Annotated in this window: 18 protein-coding genes and 1 tRNA gene; 4 read left to right on the top strand and 15 right to left on the bottom strand. The window is 55.5% G+C overall.

The window, feature by feature from the left end; translation table 11 throughout:
• Positions 1-918: 918 nt before the first annotated feature.
• On the top strand, positions 919-1,533 hold the full coding sequence (gene coaE, locus N2245_RS13510) for a dephospho-CoA kinase (protein WP_494537237.1): 615 nt from the start codon (positions 919-921) through the stop codon (positions 1,531-1,533).
• Between the two features lie 30 nt (positions 1,534-1,563).
• On the opposite strand, the gene pnp is transcribed toward coaE, so the two are convergent.
• The 5 genes from pnp to N2245_RS13485 all read right to left on the bottom strand — a co-directional run bounded on the left by pnp (position 1,564) and on the right by N2245_RS13485 (position 6,587).
• The gene (gene pnp, locus N2245_RS13505; protein ID WP_494537236.1) at positions 1,564-3,765 is read right to left on the bottom strand and encodes a polyribonucleotide nucleotidyltransferase; all 2,202 of its coding nucleotides are present in this window, start codon (positions 3,763-3,765) and stop codon (positions 1,564-1,566) included.
• Positions 3,766-3,843: 78 nt separating this feature from the next.
• Positions 3,844-4,131 (bottom strand): 30S ribosomal protein S15, encoded by a 288-nt coding sequence (gene rpsO, locus N2245_RS13500; RefSeq protein WP_012875728.1) that lies wholly within the window; start codon positions 4,129-4,131, stop codon positions 3,844-3,846.
• Positions 4,132-4,165: 34 nt separating this feature from the next.
• Complete coding sequence (locus N2245_RS13495; protein ID WP_494537235.1) at positions 4,166-5,206, bottom strand: lysylphosphatidylglycerol synthase transmembrane domain-containing protein; 1,041 nt, start codon at positions 5,204-5,206, stop codon at positions 4,166-4,168.
• Between the two features lie 22 nt (positions 5,207-5,228).
• A complete protein-coding gene (locus N2245_RS13490) occupies positions 5,229-5,954 on the bottom strand; it encodes an anti-sigma factor family protein (protein ID WP_494537239.1) in 726 nt (241 codons plus the stop codon).
• A gap of 63 nt (positions 5,955-6,017) precedes the next feature.
• Entirely contained in the window at positions 6,018-6,587 is a 570-nt protein-coding gene (locus N2245_RS13485) for an RNA polymerase sigma factor (RefSeq protein WP_494537234.1), read from the bottom strand.
• 53 nt (positions 6,588-6,640) lie between these two features.
• Here N2245_RS13485 and N2245_RS13480 point away from each other — a divergent pair.
• Positions 6,641-6,723: transfer RNA gene (locus N2245_RS13480), tRNA-Leu, on the top strand.
• 97 nt (positions 6,724-6,820) lie between these two features.
• Positions 6,821-7,849, top strand: a complete 1,029-nt coding sequence (locus tag N2245_RS13475) for a 6-phosphofructokinase (RefSeq protein WP_012875732.1) — start codon at positions 6,821-6,823, stop codon at positions 7,847-7,849.
• Between the two features lie 90 nt (positions 7,850-7,939).
• Here N2245_RS13475 and N2245_RS13470 read toward each other — a convergent pair whose 3' ends face one another.
• The 5 genes from N2245_RS13470 to N2245_RS13450 all read right to left on the bottom strand — a co-directional run bounded on the left by N2245_RS13470 (position 7,940) and on the right by N2245_RS13450 (position 14,258).
• On the bottom strand, positions 7,940-8,809 hold the full coding sequence (locus N2245_RS13470; protein WP_494537233.1) for an acetyl-CoA carboxylase carboxyltransferase subunit alpha: 870 nt from the start codon (positions 8,807-8,809) through the stop codon (positions 7,940-7,942).
• Positions 8,810-9,667: an acetyl-CoA carboxylase, carboxyltransferase subunit beta gene (gene accD, locus N2245_RS13465; RefSeq protein ID WP_494537232.1), complete on the bottom strand. Its 858-nt coding sequence runs from the start codon at positions 9,665-9,667 to the stop codon at positions 8,810-8,812.
• 224 nt (positions 9,668-9,891) lie between these two features.
• Positions 9,892-10,440, bottom strand: a complete 549-nt coding sequence (locus N2245_RS13460; RefSeq protein WP_494537231.1) for a hypothetical protein — start codon at positions 10,438-10,440, stop codon at positions 9,892-9,894.
• A 67-nt stretch (positions 10,441-10,507) separates the two neighbouring features.
• Positions 10,508-13,411, bottom strand: coding sequence for an ABC transporter permease (locus N2245_RS13455; protein WP_494537230.1), 2,904 nt, complete (start codon positions 13,409-13,411; stop codon positions 10,508-10,510).
• Complete coding sequence (locus tag N2245_RS13450; protein ID WP_494537229.1) at positions 13,362-14,258, bottom strand: polysaccharide deacetylase family protein; 897 nt, start codon at positions 14,256-14,258, stop codon at positions 13,362-13,364. Before N2245_RS13450 ends, N2245_RS13455 begins: the two co-directional genes overlap by 50 nt.
• 126 nt (positions 14,259-14,384) lie before the next feature.
• On the opposite strand from N2245_RS13450, the gene N2245_RS13445 reads away from it, so the two are divergent.
• Positions 14,385-14,711, top strand: a complete 327-nt coding sequence (locus N2245_RS13445) for a helix-turn-helix domain-containing protein (protein WP_494537228.1) — start codon at positions 14,385-14,387, stop codon at positions 14,709-14,711.
• A gap of 51 nt (positions 14,712-14,762) precedes the next feature.
• Here N2245_RS13445 and N2245_RS13440 read toward each other — a convergent pair whose 3' ends face one another.
• The 5 genes from N2245_RS13440 to N2245_RS13420 form a co-directional block, all read right to left on the bottom strand.
• Positions 14,763-15,875, bottom strand: a complete 1,113-nt coding sequence (locus N2245_RS13440) for an ABC transporter ATP-binding protein (RefSeq protein WP_494537227.1) — start codon at positions 15,873-15,875, stop codon at positions 14,763-14,765.
• 45 nt (positions 15,876-15,920) lie between these two features.
• On the bottom strand, positions 15,921-17,033 hold the full coding sequence (locus N2245_RS13435; RefSeq protein ID WP_494537226.1) for an ABC transporter ATP-binding protein: 1,113 nt from the start codon (positions 17,031-17,033) through the stop codon (positions 15,921-15,923).
• Between the two features lie 23 nt (positions 17,034-17,056).
• Complete coding sequence (locus tag N2245_RS13430) at positions 17,057-18,223, bottom strand: ABC transporter permease (RefSeq protein ID WP_494537225.1); 1,167 nt, start codon at positions 18,221-18,223, stop codon at positions 17,057-17,059.
• A gap of 29 nt (positions 18,224-18,252) precedes the next feature.
• Positions 18,253-19,236: an ABC transporter permease gene (locus N2245_RS13425; RefSeq protein WP_494537224.1), complete on the bottom strand. Its 984-nt coding sequence runs from the start codon at positions 19,234-19,236 to the stop codon at positions 18,253-18,255.
• Positions 19,237-19,320: 84 nt separating this feature from the next.
• Positions 19,321-21,300 (bottom strand): ABC transporter substrate-binding protein, encoded by a 1,980-nt coding sequence (locus tag N2245_RS13420; protein ID WP_494537238.1) that lies wholly within the window; start codon positions 21,298-21,300, stop codon positions 19,321-19,323.
• Between the last annotated feature and the right edge of the window lie 405 nt (positions 21,301-21,705).

Genomic DNA, 21,705 nt, shown 5'->3' with positions numbered 1-21,705 from the left:
AGCCGCCTACCTCTTGTGCCACAGAGGAAGTGGCAGTCTTGCAGGAGCCAAAGGCTGCCCACAGGGAGAAACAACCCCTACCTTAGAGCTTACCTCCAAGACCTTTTTCCCGATTTCCCGATTCTTAAGAGACCGGGAAATCGGGAAAAACTCCAGCTCCGTCACTTCCCCTTAGAGTGTACCTTGCGCGCTCACAGCAAGACTCCACAGGGAGCACATCTCATGGACCATTACCCCGCTCCTGCCCACAGCCAGAGCCTCCGCTCAGCTCATGGCAAACGCACTCCTGACCGGGGAGCATCTGTCGCAATGAGGTCAGTCCCCATGTCCACTCCCCGCATCCTCTCCCTGCCTACATCACCCTCCGATAACCCCCTCAAGCCTGCAGTGGCACCAGGGAGTCAGGTGCGACCTCGTGAGCCGGCAGCCACCACTCTCCCCAGGTGTACCTGTGAGGACAGCGCTTATGTGAAATTCCCGATTTCCCGATTCTTAAGAGACCGGGAAATCGGGAAAAACTCCCTGACGAGGGTATAGCCTTGGTGGTAGCTGTGCCGACAAGCCACGCCATCGACTTGTCTTTGTATGGGGCATCCAAGACCGGGAAGGTACACCTCAAGGGCCAGCTCCCTGCTTGTCCCACCCTGGCCTAGAACTAAGGAGCTCCAAGCTAGGGGATTACCCTTCTGTGGCAGCTAGAGACCACGCTCCCCTACTTTTTCCCGATTTCCCGATTCTTAACAGACCGGGAAATCGGGAAAAACTTCCCTGTGGGGAATATAGTCTTGAGTGGTGGCCCTGCTGGCAAGCCACGCCATAAGCTCCACCTTGTATAGACCACCCGCTGCTAGCATGGAGTTATGTGAGCTCACAAGATGCTCTAATATAGGAAATCATAGGCTAGAAGGAGCACAAGCTGTGGAAGATCAGCACAGAAAAAGGTTCGTAATCGGCCTCACCGGCAACATAGCCTGTGGCAAGTCCACCGTCAGCAGGATGCTCACCGAGCTAGGTGCCCGGGTCCTAGACGCCGACCTCATCGCTCACGAGGCATTAGCCCCAGGCACGGAGACCTACAAGCAGGTAGTGGAGGAGTTTGGGCCAGATGTCCTTAGGCCTGACCTGAGCATCGATCGAAGGGCTTTAGGCAAAATCGTGTTCTCAAGCCCAGCAGCCTTAAGTAAGTTGGAGGAGATCGTCCATCCCTATGTTGTCGAAAGGATACATGAGGAAGTAGCCGCATCCAACGGGGTCGTGGTCATCGACGCCATAAAGCTTTTGGAGAGCGGCCTCGCGTCGCTATGTGATGAGGTATGGGTCGTCACCTGCAGCCCGGAGCAGCAGCTGGCAAGGCTGCGTGCCAGGAACGGCCTCACCAGGGAGGAGGCGTTCAGGAGGATCAACGCCCAACCCCCTCAGGAGGAGAAGGTCCGCAGGGCTGACGTCGTCATCGACAACTCGGGCAGCCCAGAGGATACCAGGCGACAGGTGCTCGCCCAATGGGAGAGGATAACTGATAAGGTGGCTACATAGGGCACGGCGGTGTTTACCGTGCCCCTGGTGTTACCTTTCTGAGGACCTGGGCCTTCCGGAGGGTCGTACACCCTTGGAGGGCTTGGATCCTTGGGAGCCGGAGGCCACCGCAAGCTTGCCGGATTGCCTAGAAGCAGGAGTCTCGCCAGTCAACACGGCCCGTCTAGACAGGCTTATCTTGCCGTTGCGGTCTATGTCCGTGACCATCACGGTGATCTCATCGCCCAGCTTGACCACATCCTCCACCTTGTTCACACGGGAGTCGGAGAGCTCGCTGATGTGCACCAGGCCATCCTTGCCGGGTGCCAGCTCCACGAACGCCCCGTAGGGCATGATCCCTACCACCTTGCCAGTGTAGACCTGGCCCACCTCTATGTCGCGGGTGAGCACCTCTATCCGGCGCCTGGCCTCCTCGGCGCCCTCGGCGTTGGTCGAGTAGATCAGGATCGTGCCATCGTCCTCGATGTCTATCTGGGCACCGGTCGCCTCAGTTATGGCCCTGATCGTCTTGCCGCCGGGGCCTATCACCGCGCCGATCTTCTCGGGATTGATCTTCATCGTGAGTATCCGTGGCGCGTACCCGGAGAGGGTGCTGCGAACTTCAGGGATCGCCTCCAGCATCTTACCCAGGATGTACATCCTGCCCTCTCGCGCCTGCTCGAAGGCCTCCCTCATGATGTCGAAGGTTATGCCGGTGGTCTTGATATCCATCTGCAGGCCGGTGACGCCCCTCTCGGTGCCCGCCACCTTGAAGTCCATATCTCCCAGCGCGTCCTCGATGCCCTGGATGTCCGTCAGGATCACGTACCTACCGTCCGGGCCCGTGATCAGGCCCATCGCCACGCCGGAGACCGGCGCCTTGATCGGCACACCAGCGTCCATCAGCGCAAGCGTCGAGCCACACACGCTACCCATCGAGCTGGAGCCATTGGAGCTGACCACCTCGGAGACCACACGCACCGTGTAGGGGAACTCCTCCTCAGAGGGCATCACGGGCAGCAGGGACCTCTCGACCAGGGCGCCATGCCCTATATCGCGCCTGCTGGGACCCCGTAGCGGCCTTATCTCGCCTGTGCTGTACGGCGGGAAGTTGTAGTGGTGCATGAAGCGCTTGGACTCCTCCATGCCCAGGTCGTCCAGGATCTGCTCCTCTCGCCTGGTGCCTAGCGTCACCACGCTTATGATCTGGGTCTGGCCACGAGTGAAGAGGGCCGACCCATGCGTCCGCGGCAGGAGCCCCACCTCCGCCGAGACTGGGCGGATCTCCTTCGGGCCCCTCCCGTCCGGGCGGACACCCTCGTTGAGTATCCTGTTGCGCACCTCCTCTTTGAGGAGCGCCTCGAACTCGCGGGCCACCGCACCCGTCAGGTCGGCCGGGTCCGCCACGTCGTCGCTGATCATCGCGGCGATCAGGTTGGCCTTGACCTCAGCTATAGCCTCCTCGCGCAGGACTTTATCAGGGTTGTTCACCGCCTCCTTGAGCTTGTCGCCCAGCCACTCGCGCACCCGAGCAGTGAACTCCTCATCCACCTCGGGGACGTCGAAGTGGTGCTTGGGCTTGCCCGCCACCGCCACCAGCTGCTCCTGCAGCGTGATGGTGTCCTGCAGCATCCTGTGCCCGAACTCCACCGCACCCAGCATGACCGACTCCGGCAGCTCATGCGCCGAGCCCTCCACCATGATCACGGCGTCCTTCGTGCCTGCCACAGTCAGGTCCAACAAGCTTTCCTCCCGCTGCTCGGCAGTGGGATTGAGTATGTACTCCCCGTCTATGTACCCCACTCTCGCCGCACCCACAGGCCCCAGGAATGGGATGTCCGAGATGCTCAGGGCCGCGCTGCCCCCGATTATCGAGAGGAGGTCGGGTTCGTTCTGCTGGTCGGTGCTGAGTACCGTGGTGATGATCTGCACCTCGTACTTGTAGCCCTTCGGGAAGAGAGGGCGCAGAGGGCGGTCGGTCAGCCTCGCAGCCAGCGTCGCGTTCTCCGAGGGCCTGCCCTCACGTCGGATGAAGCCCCCAGGGATCTTGCCCGCCGCGTACATCCGCTCCTCGTATTGTACCGTCAGTGGGAAGAAGTCCATGTTGGAGGGTGCATCCGCCCTCACCGCCGTGGTAAGGACCACGGTGTCTCCGTACTGGACCAGCACAGCTCCGTGTGCCTGCCCAGCTATCCTGCCTGTTTCTATAGATAGTTTCCGTCCTGCCCAAATAGTCTCAAACTTGCTAATCATCTTTGCGTTCCACACCTCTATGAAAAGCCCAGGGCCGCTTGCCCTGGGCTTCGTTGTTGCGATATAAGCGGCACAGGGTTATCTCCTGATGCCAATTGTCTCTCGTAGACCTAGAGCTCTCACCACTTCGCGATACTTCTCCAGGTCGTGCCTGTAGAGGTATCTCAGAAGGCGCCTCCTCTGCCCCACCAGCTTGAGCAGGCCCCGACGCGAGTGGTTGTCGTGCTTGTGCTCCCGAAGGTGATCCGTCAGGTGCTGTATCCTCTGGGTCAACAGAGCCACCTGTACCTCCGTGGAGCCGGTGTCGTTGTCGTGCCTCTTGAACTGCTCTATTACCGACGCCTTGTCGGTTGCCTCCAAAGTCATTCTGCCTCCTACTTTATGTATAATCTTCCTCTAATCAACTCAGTATATCAGAAATCGTTCGAGAATTTTCAAGAGAATCCCCCACCTCCGAAGTATCCCCCTCGAACATCCTCCTGGTAGCCAGCAGCGTCATCACCCCCACCAGGGCCCCGAACCACAGCGTGCAGAACCTGATCAGTAGGGTAGCGGCCACAGCCTCCGGTACCGTAACAGCCCCGGGCATGACGAGCAGCAGCAGCCCCGCCACCGAGGCATCTGCCACACCAAGCCCCCCGGGCATCAGCGAGGCCGAGCCAAGCAGCGTCGAGGCCCCCAGCACGAACGCCGCAGTCACCAGCAGTCGCCAGGAAGCCTCCTCCCCCAGCCCCGCCAGCACCAGGAAGAACGCTAGACATTCCCCTGACCAGGAGATTATCCCGATGGCGATCGCAAGCAGCAGAGGCTTCGGCGCAAGCAGCCTCCTGGAGCTCTCGTACAGCGCTACCACATGGTGGGTCCGCTCCCTCACGAAAGGCACCACCCCCGCCAGAGCCATGGTCAGCGCCCTACCACCCTCCGTCAGGAACAGGAGCACCAGCAGCACCGCCCCAAGAGCTATGAGCCCCAGCATCGCACCACCAACGTGGAAGAGGTAGAGACCGCCTAGACTGAGAACTATCAGGGCTATCCCATCCGTGAGCCTCTCGGCCATCACCACCGGCGCAGAGACGCTGATAGGCGTGCCGCTCACCCTCCTCAGCAGCACGCTCTTTAGCAGCTCCCCCACCTTGCCAGGCGTAATGGCCATCGTTAGCCCCGATAGGAAGATCGCTATGCTCTGAGAGACCCTGATGCCCCTGACGCCGATCAGACCCAGGTAGTAGTGCCACTTGAGGAAGCGCAGCACGTAGTTGAAGAGCGTCAGCCCCAGGATCAAAGGCACAAGCTCCCACCTGAAGGTCTCCAGGGCGCTCGCCAGCTTCCGCAGGTCCGTCAGCATCACCAGGACGAGCACTACCAGCAGGCCAAGCCCAAACCCCAGAAGCAATCGTCCCCTGAGAGCTCTCACACTGGCAGAGATACTACCGTCGTTCACAGATCGAGTATACCCTAAGGGATCACCTCAAGTAGAGCCTTGTACGCATGAAAAGCAGGATGGACAGCAACAAGGATCCCAGCGACAGAGCTCCAAGAGTCCGCGCCAGGGTGCCAGTATAGTCGCTGGAACTCGAGCTGGAGGTCCCAACCTGCTCCTGCCCCCCCGAAGCTACAGGAGAGGGTCGAGAGTCATTGCCCGCGCCCTGTGCACCCTGTGAGCTGCCGGTAGAGCCCACAGACCTGTCGCTGGGCGCAAACGCGGAGGAAGGAGTCTCCAGGCTCATCGTCACCGTGGGGGCAGCACCAGCTCCCACTCCAGCAGGCATCAGCATGCCAGCGCTCACCGTCATGGTCGGAGCCATCCCCTGAACGGATTCCTGCGAGACCCTGGAATCCTCAGGGGTCAGCACTATTTCCGGCTGATCTGGCCCGTACCCACCGATGAGGAGCGACAGCGCCATCCCCAGTGCAAGAATCACCGAGGCGGCAAGAGATGCGTATACCGACGCAAAGGAGCCTACAGGACGTTGTTTCGCGTGGCTCTCATCCAGCAGGAAAGACCTCCTGGGAGCGTACTGCGGCAGGGCACGCAACAGGGCGACCACCCTCTCCATCTCCTCCAGCGCGTGCCTGCAGGTCTGGCAGGCTTCCACATGACGCCTGACCAATATCCTCTCGGTATCCGGCAGGGCACCATCTATCAGGGCCGCCAGCTTCTCTGGTTCAGGATGACTTGTAGGCTCCATCTTCTCCAAAAACCCCTCACCACCTTCCTTGTAGCTTCTGGATATTAGACGTTAACAATTCTTTTACAGTTCCCCCGAATCTTTCAAGAACTCACGCAGCATGCATCTTCCCCGAAACAGCCTCGACTTCACAGTCCCAAGCGGCAGCCGCAGCGCCGTGGCCGCCTCGTCGTAGGATAGCCCCTGCACATCCACCAGCAGCAGCACAAGCTTGTACTCCTCGGGCAGCTTCTGGATGTACTTCTCGATCGCTCTCATGGTGGCTGCAGACACAGCGCTGTCCTCTGGACCCATGTGAGGATCCCCCATCTGCGGGAACTCCCCAGACTCTTCCAGGATCTGGTCCAGCGACCCTGGCGTACGCTTGACATGCCTCCGCCTAAGATCGTGAGCCTCGTTGATCAATATCCTAAAGAGCCACGACCTGAAAGACCCACCACGAAAGCTCCGTATGGCCCTCCATGCCGCCACAAACGCCTCCTGGGTCACATCCTCTGCAAGGAAGGGATCCCCAATATACCTGACGGCCAGGTTGTACAGCTGGACCTGATACCGCTCCACAAGCTTGTTGAAGGCATCCAGGTCTCCCTCCTGCGCCCTTATAACTAGTTCATCGTCGCTTGGTATTTCCACTGCTCACCGCTTGACTGAAGATATATTTCTTACTTATACTGCCATATTGAAGAGCCGAAGTGGTGGAACGGCAGACACGCTCGCCTCAAAAGCGAGTGGGGGAAACCCCGTGTGGGTTCGAATCCCACCTTCGGCACCGGTCCTGCCCCCACGGGCAGCCAACACATCCGGTTATCATGCTTATACTATAAACCCTCAGACAGCCTATATTCACTTTCCAGGAGAAGAAGAGCATGAAAGTTGGTGTTCTGACAGGAGGAGGGGACGCACCAGGGCTCAACGCCGCTATCCGCGCAGTGGTCCTGAGCGCACTCTCCCGTGGCGACGAAGTCGTCGGCTTCCTAGATGGTTGGAAAGGCGTACAGGATAACCTAACGATCCCGCTGGATAGAGAATGGGTACAGGATATCCATGAGGTCGGGGGCACCAACCTGGGCACATCCCGCACCAACCCCATGAAGTCGGAAGATACCATGAAGGCCGTCGAGAACCACTTCCGCGAGAACGGCCTGGACGTCCTGATAGCCATAGGCGGTGATGACACCCTGAGCGTCGCCGCCGAGCTGGACCGCAGAGGCTTCCCAGTGGTCGGCGTGCCCAAGACCATGGATAACGACGTCCCCGAGACCGACTACTGCATCGGGTTCGACACCGCAGTAAACCGCCTCATGGAGTCCATAGACAGGCTCAGAACCACCTCCAGGTCCCACCACAGAGTAATGGTCGTGGAGGCCATGGGTCGAGACGCTGGCTGGGTCGCCGGCTTTGGTGGCCTCGCCGGAGGGGCCGACGTGATCCTCGTCCCCGAGATAGAGGTCGACCTCGATGACGTCGCTCAACGCTTGGAGAAGGTACGCAGCAGAGGGCGCAGCTACGCAATAGTCGTGGCAGCTGAGGGCATCAGCTTCGGCGAGGCTCAAGTACCTGAGAACGCCAAGACCGACGCCTTCGGGCACGTGATACTCGCTGAGAAGGCCGTGGGCGAGCGCCTGGCACAGGAGATCGAGAGCAGACTAGGCTGGGAGACCAGATCCATCCAGATAGGGCACCTGCATCGGGGTGGCTCACCCACCGCATTCGACCGCATACTGGGCACCCGCTATGGCGAGAAGGCCGTCGAGCTGGCACATAACAACAGCTTCGGCCAAATGGTCGTGCTGCACGGCCTGGACCTCACCACCGTGCCCCTGGCCCAGATCGCCGGCAAGACCAAGACCCTGTACCCACAGTTCATCGAGCTGATCCAAAACCTCAACGCCTGATAGCCCAGCACCTAGCAAGGGGAGCCGCGATCTGCGCTCCCCTTGCTGCCTAGTGCCACGAGAGAAGCTTGCAATAAGGCTTGCAGTAAGCTATGAAGAAGGCTGAATCTCACTCATGGCCGTCCGAGACTCCTCCTGCCACTTGCCTATGCGCCTGTACTTCTCCATCCTGTCGGCTATCAAGGCAGAGGACTTATACGCCCGGCCGTTCCGGTACTTCGCATCCAGCTCTCTCAACGCGCTGGCAATGTAATCCCCCAGCGTCGCTATGGCCGCTGCTGGCTCAGCGTGTGCCCCCTCGTCGGGCTCAGGCACTACCCCATCGATGATCCCGAACTCCAACAAATGCTGAGCCGTGATCTTCATGGCCTCCGCGGCAAGCGGCGCCTTGCTGGCATCATGCCACAGGATAGTCGCACTGGCCTCAGGCGAAGCCACAGAGTAGATAGCATTCTCCATCATGTACAGACGATCCGCCACGCTTATGGCCAGAGCCCCTCCACTGCCGCCCTCGCCTATAACCGTCGCAACCACCGGCACAGGAAGGTTGGCCATGGTGTACAGACAGTCAGCGATCGCCTGCGCCTGCCCCCTCTCCTCGGACTGCATCCCAGGATCCGCAGCCGGTGTATCTATAAAGCAGATCAAGGGATACGAGAACTTAGCAGCCAGCTCCATGATCCGCTTCGCCTTCCGATACCCCTCAGGACGAGGCATGCCGAAGTTCCGCCTCAGGTTCTCCTTCGTGTCGCTGCCCCTCTGGTGGCCAAGTACCACCACGGTATGGCCACGGAACCTGCCTATACCCCCCACCATGGCAGCATCATCGGCGTAGGTCCTGTCCCCATGCAGCTCAAACCAAGGATCTATAAGGGCATTGATGTAGTCGAGCGTCTTGGGCCTATCGGCCCTGCGCGCCGTCTGTACTCTATCCCAGGCTGTCTTGGAGTTCTCGGCCAACTAGTTCCCCTCCCGATCAAATATGGTCAATAGATTACCTATAACCGGTCGCAGATCCCTCCGCGGGACCACCATATCGATCATCCCATGCTCCAGGCAGAACTCGGCCGTCTGGAACCCCGGCGGCAGCTTCTGCCGGGTTATCTGCTCTATAACCCTGGGGCCTGCAAAGCCTATGAGCGCCTTGGGCTCAGCCAGTATCACGTCCGCAGTCATCGCATAGCTGGCCGTCACACCCCCAAAGCAGGGGTCCGTCAGGAGAGATATGTGCGGCAGCCCTTGCCTCCCCAGCTCCGCAAACGCCGTCACCGTCTTGGCCATCTGCATCAGCGAGAAGATTCCCTCCTGCATGCGGGCGCCCCCCGAGGAAGATACCGTGAGTACTGGAAGGCGCATCTGCAAAGCCAGGTCCACCGCCCTGACCAGCTTCTCCCCGTACACCGAGCCCATGCTCGCGCCCATGAAGCTGAAGTCGCTTACCGCCAGCACTAATGGGTGACCCTCAATCTTGGCAGTGCCCACCACCATGGCGTCCGCGATTCCCGTCTCCCTCTGCTTCTCGAGAACCTTTCCCAGGTAGGAATCGCCGTTGGCCTCAAAGTCCAGAGGATCGTCCGGAAAGATGCATGCAAACCGCTCCTCGAAAGAACCATTGTCCACCAGGTACCTGATCCTCTGATGCACCCTCAGTCGAAAATGGTGCCCACAACGAGGACACACCATCTCGTTGTTTTCCAGCTCACGATGATACAGGAGCTCCTTACACTTGGTGCACTTCACCCAGAGATCGTCTGGGATGTCCCTGTTCTCCTGAGCAGGGTGAAAAGTTGGGCTATGACGACGGAAGAAATCCCTCAAACCCGCAACCTCCACAAAACAAAGGGTATTATAGCACCCTCTCAAACATTACTGGTAACCACACCAAACCACCAATTTTATACCCTGAGCATGCACATTTGTAGAGGTGCTGCCAGCCTCTCTCTATCAGCCCTGACAACACCCACCAATTCCCAAAATAATAGGGGACCTAGTATGTCAGCCCCCTATGTAGTTAGTCCCTCAGGATGGTCATACCTAGCTTCCTACTTCTTGGTGTACTCCTTCCAGTACCCTGCCAGATCCCTGTCGGTCATGAACCACAGCTCCTCTGGTAGGTTGAAGGTCGCGAACGAGTAGTTCGCCATAGCCAGCCAGTATTTGTACTCCTCCTCCGTGGAGCCCTGGAATATCACGACCATCATCCACCTGTCCACATACAGCACCCACTGCTTGCGCTTGCGAGTCTGCCCATTTTCCTTAAAGGTGAATATACGCTCGAACTTTATGAGGTTGCCCATCACATCCTCAGAGGACTGCTCCACCTTGCAATCCTCAAGCTGCTTCAGACCCTCCTCCAGGCCCTCCCTAAGGACATCCACATCCTCGGCAACTACGTGCTGGTCCTTCAGCTCAGTTATCCACACGGCGAACCAGGTGTTCATATCCTTGGTGTCTGGCACGAACATCACGCCGTCGCGGTTGTCATCCAGCTCGAACTGCTCCCACTCCCATGAGTGGCGAAAGTGAAATCTGCCGTAAGGATCTATGTAGGTGTTTACGCCCGTAAACCTCGGGGGCTGCCTTTCTGCCATGCTACTACCTCTTGCTCATATTTTTGCCACGATGTCGTGTTTATTGATTTTATACCATTATCGAGCACTATACAGTTTCTCCCAACTTTACCGCCTCAAAGATCTTCATCCTCCGCATGAAGATGTAGGTGATGGCTATCGTAATGACAAGCAGAATTACCACCACAACATCCACCAGAATCACTCTGTCCCAGGCCAACTCAACTATGAAAGGTGGCGTGCCCGAGTACCTGCCCGTCTTTATCTGCAGCAGAGGGATGAACAGCTCCGAGGCAGCTATCCCCAGAAGCGTCCCCCCGACAGCCCCTATGCCTACCACCAGCAGCTGCTCTAGAGTCAGCAAGGTCGCCACCCGCCCCGAGCCAAGCCCTATCGCCCTAAGTATGCTGATCTCCACAGCCCGACGACGGAAGGACGCCAATGTGTACATCAACAGCCCAGCAGTCGTAACTAGCCCCGCAGCTATGAACCCTATGGATAGAACCCCAAACAGCCCCTGGCGAGAGGGAGTACTCTGCTCACTGCTTATGATGCTGCGCGGCGACTCCTTCGATACCACTAGACCTGCATCGTACGCCGCTGCCACTATGCCGTTCATGTCTGGGTTAGGGCCCAGATTCATCCATATCTCGAAAGGATAGGGCGAGCCCTGCTGGTCAAACGAGTAGTCCAGATTGCCTATCACAAACGGACCATCCTGCGGGTAGAGAGTAGGAAAGTACTTGGTAGTCCCCACCACTATGGCCGGGACCTTTACAGACGTCCCCAGATCATCCATTGTGAGGGTAACTCTGTCGCCCACCCGCAGCCTTTCCTGCTGTGCTATATCCTCAGACACTATTACCGCAGACGGGTCGTAGGCCAGACGATTCAACAAGCCTCCCAGCGACTCCCCAGCATAGTCGTCACGCCAGGCACTGCCGATCACACCAGCAAGCGTGATCCTGTCAACCCCCATGAACGTGGCTCGGAGGGTATCCCCACCTGGAAAGTCGACCAGAGTGTCGCTCTTCGCCACTCGCGTCACAGCCTGTACTCCCCGTATCTTTAGGTAATCGTCTACAGGTAGATAGACGTAGTCCGTAGGCGCACATTCCGACTGCGACTGACCAGGAAACTGGGAGGAGCCGCCAATCTGATTAGGGCCAGCACAGGTATATACCAGCTTCAGGTCAGCTCCCGTGCTGTAGCGAGCACTAAGACTTGAGTAAGAGTCCATCGTCTTGGCTATAGAAGCGGTAAATATAGCCAGAGATATCGTCAGCAGCATCATCAATATCGGCGGAGTGTAGCTATAGGTGCTGCGGGAAAGGTAGTTCATTATGATCACCGCAACACCCCGAGTATATTTGCTAACCCAAGCCATGATGCGCAGCACAACCGGCAGCAGCCTCAAAGCCAGAAGAGCAAGCGAGAACACCAGCAAGGATGGAGCAAGTATGATCAAAGGGTTACGGAACGGGTCATTAGCAGCCTCCGTGAGCCCGGGGACGCCTATCAACCCCTGAGAGCGCAGCAGGTACGTCCCATACAAGGCCGGAATGAGCAGCAGTATGTCCAGATAAGCCCTCTTCCAGAAGGGAGGCTTCTCTGCACGCGCTCGCTCCTGCTTATAGGATACTATAGTCCACCTGGAGGCACCCATGGCCGGGAACATCAACGCTGGTATCACCCACGCAGCTACCAGAGCTCCGTGATACCAGCTCTCGACCAGCATCTGCACAGGTACGTCTGGAAGCCTATCAAAGTCAAGAAAAGACTTCGTCCAGGCCATGACCTGCGCGATCACCAAGCCCAGAGGCACCCCCACAATCACCGCAGCTATCCCAAGGAAGATAGCATCTCCTATAGAAAGGAACACCATCTGCAGACGAGAGATCCCCCTACTCCGGAGCACCGCTATCTCCTGCTGCTGCCGCTGGAGCAGCATCCCGGCCATCTGCCATATAAAGTAGAACACCAACGCAACCAGCGGCAGACTGAACAGCAGAAGAGTTATGCTCAGGATGCTTACCTGCCGCTTCTGCTGCATCAGGGCTTGCTCCGGACTCTTGACTATCTCCGCCCCAGGCAGCGCCCTGCGTATCCTCTCCGTAGCCTCATTCAGGTTGTTGATGATCTGTTGTGACCGCGAGCTCCTTATACCAGCATGATCAAAGGCAAAATACCAGGTGGCATAACTGATAATAGGGTAGTTCCGCAATGCAGCCTCAAAAGACTCCTCAGGCACCAGCACCATGGAGTTGAAGGCCTCTGGAGGGTAAAACCAGAAGTCGCTTGCAGGGTTGCTAGGCCGCCACACACCAGCTATCCTTATAGGGATATTGACCTGCCCAGAAGGAGTGGTCGTGCTAAGCCAGTACAAGTCTCCTACAAGCATAGTGTACTGGTCGGAGGCGTACTGGGTAATCAGTACATCCACAGGCCCTCTCCCACTCCATGGCTTCGGAAGGCTCCCAGCAACGAGCGTTATGTTGGGATAAAGGTCGGTAACAAAGGCAAATCTTTGCCCCGTGATCTCGACCTTACCGTCGCTGGAAAAGACCCTCATCCTCTCAGTAGCCGCATACTTGACCTGCCTGAGTACCGGCAGAGATATGCCCAACTGCTGGACAGACCCTATCTGCTGATCTGCCTTGTGGTAGTCGTTCCATGTCATGGAAGGCCCAGAAGACCCCTGATAGCCATATATAAACGAGAACGGGGGTGTGTTACTGTCCTCATTACTAGCTTCCAGGCTCCGCAACAGGGCCTTATAACCTGCCCACTCAGAGTACATAGGTATGCTGGTAACCAATCCTACCGCCAGGGTAATCCCCAGCCAGGCCACGAGCACAAGATATATCTGTCCTCTTAGCCTGTTAACTATTAGCTGCAGGAGCGAAGCGAACGCCGGCAACGGCACTTCCACATACTTCACCTTAGCCATCTGCGCGGCTCTTCTCCAGATAGTATTCTCTATATCTTTCATGCAAAGTTATCATAGTGGTCGGTATTATTCTATATCTGTCCTCCAGATTTTGCAGGTAAGTGATCATGGTCTCTACTGACTTTATCGTCTTGGCGTCAGACCGGTAGTCCACATGGTTGGACGTAGTAGCACATATAGCCTTAAACTCAGCTCCCTCCGACTCCAGACTGGCAAGCAGAGCGTCGATTATAGGTTTGTGCACTGAATCAAAGCTCCCGGACTCTATAACCAGCTCCGGTACCACACCAGCATATAGGGTTCTACCCTCCCTCATAGTAGACAACGGTATCTCCAGAAACTCCAGGTTACCCACCTTCAGCCTGTTGTGTGGATCCACATAGTGGGGGAAATTGGGCGCATTCACCCACACCGCCGAGCGCCTCGGTAAGTTCCTACCCGGACTGGATAGCGAGCCTTGGGTGAAACCCAGATTATAAAGTAGCTGATAAGTAGCATCGCTTGCCGAGAACTGAGCCGCCCTGAAGGATCTAGGACGTCTACCAAGAGCATCGGCAAACCTATGCATTGATTCTTCGATTATCTCACGCTGCTCATCAACCCCATAAGTACCCAGATCACGCTTGTACTTGGAACCTCTCATGCTAGGAGGATCTACATACAGCCCCACCTCCACGCGCTTGCCCCAGAACTCCTCCAGCAGAGGGGATTGCTCCTCAGCGCACTCCGGAGAAGCAAGGAGAGTAACCGCAAAGCCGTTATTGAGCATCAATGTACAGAAACCATCTATCGACCGAGCACTCTGCTCCCAGGTCTGTGGGGCGTCGAACTGGGCCTTCAAAGAAGGTACTCGACATTCCATCGTAAAGACTACGTACAGATCCTCCATGATGATAACCTTTCACACACCGCTTTTGTTAGGGCATCCTTCTTGCAGTATTTTATGGCTAAGTAAACAAAACACCAAGTAGAAGTCTGGTTTATACTACAAACCATCAACGTCAGGAGGGCCAAAATGAAGCTGATTATGGACATAAACGAAGCGCTGCAGCAGAAGGGAATGGATACCGCAAAGCTCGCAGAGGCCGCTAAAATCCCACCTCCATTGGCAGACCAGATCCTGCAGGGGCAATCCGTGCAGATAGACCTGCCGACTCTCAGTAGGATCTGCACGGCGCTCGGTGTACTGCCTCACCAAATAGTGAAGTCGGTCGAGGAGAAGCAACCAAGCGCCTCAGAAGGCAAGTGGCCCAGAGCTATAGAAGAGGAGGTAGAGGTCGCAGGGGCAACCGCCACAAGCGAGCCAGATCTTGAACAGCCAACAGAGACGAAGATCATATAATCTTCGCCTCCTGTCGAACACATGACTTTTGCGCTGAGGTTATTAGTAGACCTACTGACCTGCAGGTTTTGCTTTGCCCGCCTGCATTCTCCCCGCCTCTTCCATGCTCTCGGCAGCCGTAACAGGTAGATCGCCAAGTTTGGGAATGCCCTTTAACTCAAGCTCCTCCGCAAAGTGACAGGCTGCCCAGTGGTCGGGTCCCACCAGTCTCAGGGGTGGCCTCTCCCTCTTGCATATCTCCTGAGCATATGGGCATCTAGGATGGAAGTAGCATCCCGAAGGCGGGTTGGCAGGGCTGGGAACATCTCCCGGCAGCCTTATCGGACGAGTACGATTTCTCGGGTCGGGCTTAGGAATAGCCGCCAGCAACGCCTCAGTATAAGGCATCTTCGGGTTACTGAACAGCTCCTCCGTGGGAGCCATCTCCACCACATAGCCCACATACATCACGGCCACCCGATCGGAGATGTGCTCCACAACACTCAGATCGTGGGCCACAAAGATATACGTCAGGTTGTACCTTTCCTGCAGTTCCTCCAAAAGGTTGAGCACCTGAGCCTGCACCGATACATCGAGTGCCGAGACAGGCTCATCGCAGATTATAAGCTTAGGATTCAAAGCTAAAGCTCTTGCTATACCTATACGCTGCCTCTGACCGCCGCTGAAGGCATGGGGATAACGGCTTGCATACTCAGGCCGTAGCCCTACCTCGGTCAGCAGCTCGGCAACCCGATCCTTCAGAGCTCTTCCCTTGGCTACTTTGTTGATAACCAGAGGCTCCGCTATGATTCTTCCGACAGTCATTCTTGGATCGAGCGAGGAGAACGGATCCTGGAAGATCATCTGCATGTTGCGGCGAAGTCGTCGGAGCTGCTCACCTTGCAGCTGTTCAACGTGCACGGGCCCCATATCTGGATCGTTGAATATAATCTCCCCCTCCGTGGGATCAAGCAGCCTGATTATAGTTCTGCCCGTGGTACTCTTACCACAACCACTTTCTCCCACCAAGCCAAGCGTCTCACCTTCCCTAACATATAGATCTATGCCATCAACAGCCTTTACATAGCCAACTACTCTACGTAGCAAACCACCATGTATCGGGAAGTGCTTCTTGAGGCCTCGAACCTCAAGCAGGATATTGTCGTTCTTACCATTATTGCTCATACATCTTACCTCACAAAGGCAAAATATCCTTCTGCACCAATAGCCCTAAGTAGTAACAGCAGTTCCACCAGATGTAGCAGGTTGCGCCACCGACTCCACGCTACCTGGATAAAGATGACATCTAACCGTGTGCTTGGAGTTGCCATTTACCGGAGCTTCAGCAGGCATAATCTTATCACACAGCCCAGGCATGAAACTCGGGCATCTAGGATGGAAAGGACATCCTGTTACAGTCGAGTAGGGGTCAGGGACGCTGCCCTTTATCACCTCGAGCCTCTTCCTCTTCTTCTGTCCGATCCTAGGAATCGACCTCAGCAGTGCAATAGTGTATGGGTGCTTAGGGTTGTAGAAGATATCATCGACAGGGGCTCGCTCCACCACACGCCCTAGGTACATCACCGCAACCTCGTCGCACATCTGGGCTACCACACCCATGTTATGCGTTACGAACATGATAGATGTACCTATCTCGGCCTGCAGTTCCCTCATCAGATCAAGGATAACTGCCTCCGTCGTCACATCAAGCGCCGTTGTAGGCTCGTCTGCTATAAGCAGCACGGGCGTACAGGACAGAGCCAGCGCGATCATAGCGCGCTGGCGCATACCACCGCTCAGCTCGTGCGGGTAACTATCCGCTATCCTCTCAGGGTTAGGCATGCCCACTCTTCGAAGTATGTCTACCGCCCTTCTACGAGCCTCTTTCTTATCAGGGGTCTGGTGTAGAAGGATAGCCTCCATGATCTGGTCGCCAATTGTGTATACGGGGTTGAGTGAGGTCATAGGCTCCTGGAATATCATGGAGATATCATCACCCCGTATATTACGCATCTCGTCACTGTTGCGTCCCAGCTTGAGGATATCAATGGGGTCATCATCAGGGTTTCTCTTGAACAGGATCTGCCCCTTTTCTATTTTTCCAGGAGGCGGTACTAGCTGCAGGATAGAGAGTCCGGTCTGGCTTTTACCGCAACCACTCTCACCTACTATACCCAGCACCTTTCCCCTAGGTATGCTGAAGCTCACCCCGTTCAGGGCTCGAACGACCCCTACCTGAGTGTAGAAATTAAGGTAGAGATCCCTAACCTCCACCACATAGTCGGCTTCTTGTGAGGTACTCTCTGTGGTCTTCACTTGATTTTTTGTTACAGGTTCAGCCATGTTCTTACCCCCAACCTACAAATCTAGCTGTACGGGTCAACGGCATCTCGCAGACCATCGGCCAGGAACTGGTAGCAAAGGACCGCAAAGATCACCGTCGCCGCGGGAATAAGCATCCACGGATGCTGAATGATGTTCTGCACGTTCTGAGCGTCCCTCAGCAATACTCCCCAGCTGACTGCCGGCGGCAGCATGCCAAGACCGAGGAAGCTCAGCGTCGTCTCACCAATTATGGATGCTGGCACCGCCAACGCAGCTACAACGATTATGTGGCTTATTGAGTTGGGAAGTAGATGGGTAAGAATTATCCGCATATGGGAAGCGCCTGCTACCCTAGCTGCAGCTGTGTAATCCAGTGTCCTGTAGGCCATTACCTTGGCCCTCACCTGGCGAGCCAGACCCGTCCAGGAAACCAGCGAGAGCACTATAGTGATCAGGAAAAACCTCTGTACCACCGTCATCTCTCTGGGTAGAGCAGCCGCCATAGCCGCCCATAGAGGTAGCGTAGGCATGGAGGATATAATCTCGATAAGTCTTTGTATAAGATTATCTATAGCCCCGCCAAAATAGCCTGAAGCAGTACCAAGAATAGATCCAATTATTATCGATAGCAACACACCTACTAGACCGACGCTAAGAGAAATCCTAGACCCATAAACAGTGCGGGAGAACATGTCTCTTCCCTGGGAATCGGCACCAAACAGATATAACTTAGCTAACTGGTTTTGCCCAGCTGTTACTTCCTCTTCCTGGTTTTCCTGGCTTACATTTCCAAGACCAAATAGGTGAATGTTTGTCGGGAAGATTCCAAACAGCTTGTATTTAAAACCACGAACAAAGAACTTGATGGGTACCGCCTTGCTACAATCCTGCTTATAGACAAGCGTAAATGAGGATGTATCCAGTTCCTGGGTCACAGGACATATAGAAGGTCTACCATTTATGAACTTAATAGGTGTAGGGCTAGCCCAAGAGAAGTTTGTGTCTATTTGATCATAAGGGTAGGGCGATATAAACGGGGCAAAGATAGCGATTAAATATGATATAGCCAGTACTACTAAGCCAGTAAGAGATAGCTTATTCTGCGCAAACCTCCTGGCCATAAGCCGCCATTGAGATATCTGCCCTACATCTTTCTTCTTAGATAATTTTCTAGCCTCGGGTGTTGCTACTTTAGCTGCTGTAGCCATAAAACTCCCCCTTCACCGTTTCAAACATACTACTCTAGCCTCACTCTAGGATCAACCCAAGCCAGCAGTAGATCTGCTAACAAATTACCTATTACCAACAATATAGAAAGCATCATCAAGAAAGTGATTGCCAAATACATGTCCTTATTGATCAAAGCATTTACAAACATGGGTCCGGTAGTCGGCAAGTTTAAGACGATAGAAGCTGTAACCTCAGCTGAGATCAAAGCCGGTAACACACCTCCCAACGCCATTATTAATGGATGAAGGGCATTACGCACCGCATGCTTCCATATAACCACGTTTTCCTTGAGTCCCTTGGCACGAGCAGTTTGTATATATTGCTGGTTCAGAACATCCAAGAGGTTGGCCCTCATCACCCTGGTGTTCCAAGCAGTACTACCAGCAGACACCACAATGATAGGTATCCATAGATGCTTAAGCATATCCACAAACTTGTCCCATCCCCACGGAGCATTCTGATACTGAGAAGAGAACAGTCCGCCCACGTCCGCATTCAAGTACCTAGCGGCAAAGACCATTAGTAGTAATGCCAACAGGAATTCGGGAACAGAAACACCTATGAATTGAATCACAGTGATGATGTAATCCGGAATCGTATATCGATGCGTAGCGGAATAAACTCCAAGAGGAATGGAGACAAGCCAAGCAAAGAGCAAAGCAAAGCCAGAGATCATTACAGAGTAACCAAGTCTGCTCCATATGAGCTGAGAAACCGGCACTCCCTGTTGGAAGGAGTCCCCAAAGTCTCCTCGCACAGCTCCAGAAATCCACTTCCAGTAGCGGACGTACCATGGGTCACCAAGTCCGTACTGCTCCTTAAGAGCTTGTATTTGTTGCACGGACATATCTCCTCCCATGTTTCTAAGCTGCTGGATGCGGGCATCCAGAGCTGAGCCAGGAGGAAGCTCTATAAGGAAGAAACTTATCAGGGATATAAACCAAAGAGTAAAGACCATATATATGAGGCGCCTAATGATGAAGTTCGTCATTCTCGGACCCCCTTATATAAAGAAAACAAGCCTTGAAATGCCAGTAATGGGCGGCTGGCTAATCACCAGCCGCCCATCCAGAGATTAGCTCTGGGTGTGCTGATCCGGGTTCTCCCAGTACCAGGTCTCAGGATCATACACCGCGGGGGTCGGGTGAATCCAGGGGTTCACAAACCCACCTTGGCCCCAACTCTTCAGATCATCGTGTGTCGGCCAGTTCCTCAGATCCTTGTGGAACAACTCTATCCTTGGCGTGTTCGCAGCTATACCGCAGAAGTAGGGGCCATTATCAACATGCACCTTGATCATATCCCAAACCAGCTGGGTCCTCTTCATGAAGTCCGGCTCCGTCTTGGTCTGGTCGTACATCTGCCAGATCTTCTTGATGTTGGGGTCGGCCTCCTTGTCAAATGGCCCTATTCTCGGTGGGTTGCGCTTCCAGGGATTCACATCCTTCTGCTGGTTCTCCTTGGGAGTACCCCTCACGTTGTACCAGTTACCATGCAATGGTGCCCATCTAGAGTACTCCATAGGAACAAGCCACTGTGGATACACTAGATGGTTCGGGCCATCACCCACTTCCCATGCGGTCTTCATCAGGATCTTGCCAGCCTGCCACCTGTCATCATAACCGGTAGGTGGCTGAGGCGTCATCCTGGCATTGATGCCCACCGCCTGCCAGTTCTTGGCCAACAGCTCATTCTTGCGAACATGCTCGCCATTCTGCGGCTGGTCAGCTGGGTAGTCTATCGTAATCAGCAACTTCGTGCCATCAGGAAACTCCCTGAATCCATCACCATTGGTATCCTTCAGCCCTATCTCATCCAACAGCTGCTTGGCCTTGTCGGGATTGTACTCTACGGCACTGTCCCTCCAAGACTGATACACCTTCTTGCCTTGATCGTTGATCACGTACTCGATCGCCTTCGGGCTCAAGGTACCAGTAGTCAGCTCACCCGTCTTGAAGTAGATCAGAGTCTGAGCTGTCTGCCTATCAAACGCATGCGACAGAGCCTTCAGGAACTTGGGATTACGCACCAACTCTCTCAGCTTGGCATCCGCAAAGTCATGGTTGAAGAAGTACATCGAGGAGGTACCAGAACCAGAATCCCAGAGTTCAAGATGCAGGTTGCTCTTGCTCTCGCTCTGCTTGAAGGTGGAGACGTCAGCCAAAGTAAATGGCTGGAAGCCACCATGCGAGAAGTCGCAGTCTCCCTGAGTGGTCTTGAGCTTGAGCACCTCGGGATCCTGGATGTTGGTCATGATAACCGTATCGATGTAAGGCAGCTGGTTGCCCCACTTGTCCACACACCAGTAGTAGGGGTTGCGCTCCCATACCGAGTTACGGTTCTTGGCATAGGACTTGAGCTTCCAACCTGTGAGGGTCGGACACTCTGGGTTGGTTGCAAAGTCCACAGCCTTACCACCAGGATAGCTGAAATCATTGGCCCAGTCCTTCTTCACATTCGGGTTGTACTTCTTGTGGAACTTCTGCGCATAGTGCTTGGGGGCAGCCCAAGTTGGTCCAATTCCTCGCTTGACCCACATCGCCAACCTATCGGCGGTCAGCGGAGTCGGGGAATCGAAGATCATCTGGAAGGTGTAGTCATCCACCTTCTTGAACTTGGCCAATGTACCCTTGCCAGACCTAGCCTCGTCAGGCGGCCCCTCACCAACCTCATCATTTAGAACCATATCCTCCCACCAGAAGAGGATGTCGTCCACGGTGAAGGGCTGACCATCAGACCACTTGATGCCCTCCCTGATGTGGAAGGTCCAGGTGGATAGATCCTCGTTGGCCTCCCAGGACTCCACCCAACCACCACTGATCGCCAACCCATCCTTGTGCCACCTCAATGGCGAGTTGCCGTACATAGACTCCTGAATCAGGTGAGTCGTACCCCAGTCGTCGCTGCTAGAACACAGCTGCCTTAGGGTTCCACCGTACTTACCCTCCTTGAGCCAGGGATGAGGTACCACATATGGGTTCTTGGGTAGCCTCTCCTGCACTGGTGGCAGCTTGCCTGCCTTGACCATCTCAGCCAGCATCGGAGCTTCCTTCAAGGTGGATGGTGCCGCAGGCGGCTTGATGATCTGCACACCCGTGGTACCTTCTGGCTGCCCAGTAGTGGCGGTCACAGTGGCCCCCACCGCCGGCGGAGTCATGCCAGCTGAAGGAGATGGGCTAGCTGCCGAAGGGGACGGACTAGCCGCTGACGGGGAAGGGCTGGCACCAGATGGGGATGGGGATGGACTAGCTGCTGAAGGGGAAGGCGAAGCCCCAGTAGATGCTGTGGGTGTGGTACCAGTGGTACCTCCACCACAGGCCACTAGGATCGCGCTCCCAGCAGCTACAGCCGAGAACTTCAGGAACCTTCTCCTGCTTAGCTTTTCTTTAGTTGTTGTCACTATCTACTACCTCCCTTTGGAAGTAATTAAGGTTTCTATAAGTAATGGAATAAACCTGAT

The sequence above is a fragment of the Thermobaculum sp. T2p genome (genome assembly GCF_059335935.1).
The sequence above is the reverse complement of the archived record's forward strand: the minus strand, read 5'-3'. Positions and strand labels throughout refer to the sequence as shown.

Coding starts and splice junctions, on each gene's coding strand:
- pnp (WP_494537236.1), bottom strand. CDS start 3,765: ATGATTAGCAAGTTTGAGACTATTTGGGCAGGACGGAAACTATCTATA.
- rpsO (WP_012875728.1), bottom strand. CDS start 4,131: ATGACTTTGGAGGCAACCGACAAGGCGTCGGTAATAGAGCAGTTCAAG.
- N2245_RS13490 (WP_494537239.1), bottom strand. CDS start 5,954: ATGGAGCCTACAAGTCATCCTGAACCAGAGAAGCTGGCGGCCCTGATA.
- N2245_RS13475 (WP_012875732.1), top strand. CDS start 6,821: ATGAAAGTTGGTGTTCTGACAGGAGGAGGGGACGCACCAGGGCTCAAC.
- N2245_RS13460 (WP_494537231.1), bottom strand. CDS start 10,440: ATGGCAGAAAGGCAGCCCCCGAGGTTTACGGGCGTAAACACCTACATA.
- N2245_RS13455 (WP_494537230.1), bottom strand. CDS start 13,411: ATGAAAGATATAGAGAATACTATCTGGAGAAGAGCCGCGCAGATGGCT.
- N2245_RS13450 (WP_494537229.1), bottom strand. CDS start 14,258: ATGGAGGATCTGTACGTAGTCTTTACGATGGAATGTCGAGTACCTTCT.
- N2245_RS13445 (WP_494537228.1), top strand. CDS start 14,385: ATGAAGCTGATTATGGACATAAACGAAGCGCTGCAGCAGAAGGGAATG.
- N2245_RS13440 (WP_494537227.1), bottom strand. CDS start 15,875: ATGAGCAATAATGGTAAGAACGACAATATCCTGCTTGAGGTTCGAGGC.
- N2245_RS13435 (WP_494537226.1), bottom strand. CDS start 17,033: ATGGCTGAACCTGTAACAAAAAATCAAGTGAAGACCACAGAGAGTACC.
- N2245_RS13430 (WP_494537225.1), bottom strand. CDS start 18,223: ATGGCTACAGCAGCTAAAGTAGCAACACCCGAGGCTAGAAAATTATCT.
- N2245_RS13425 (WP_494537224.1), bottom strand. CDS start 19,236: ATGACGAACTTCATCATTAGGCGCCTCATATATATGGTCTTTACTCTT.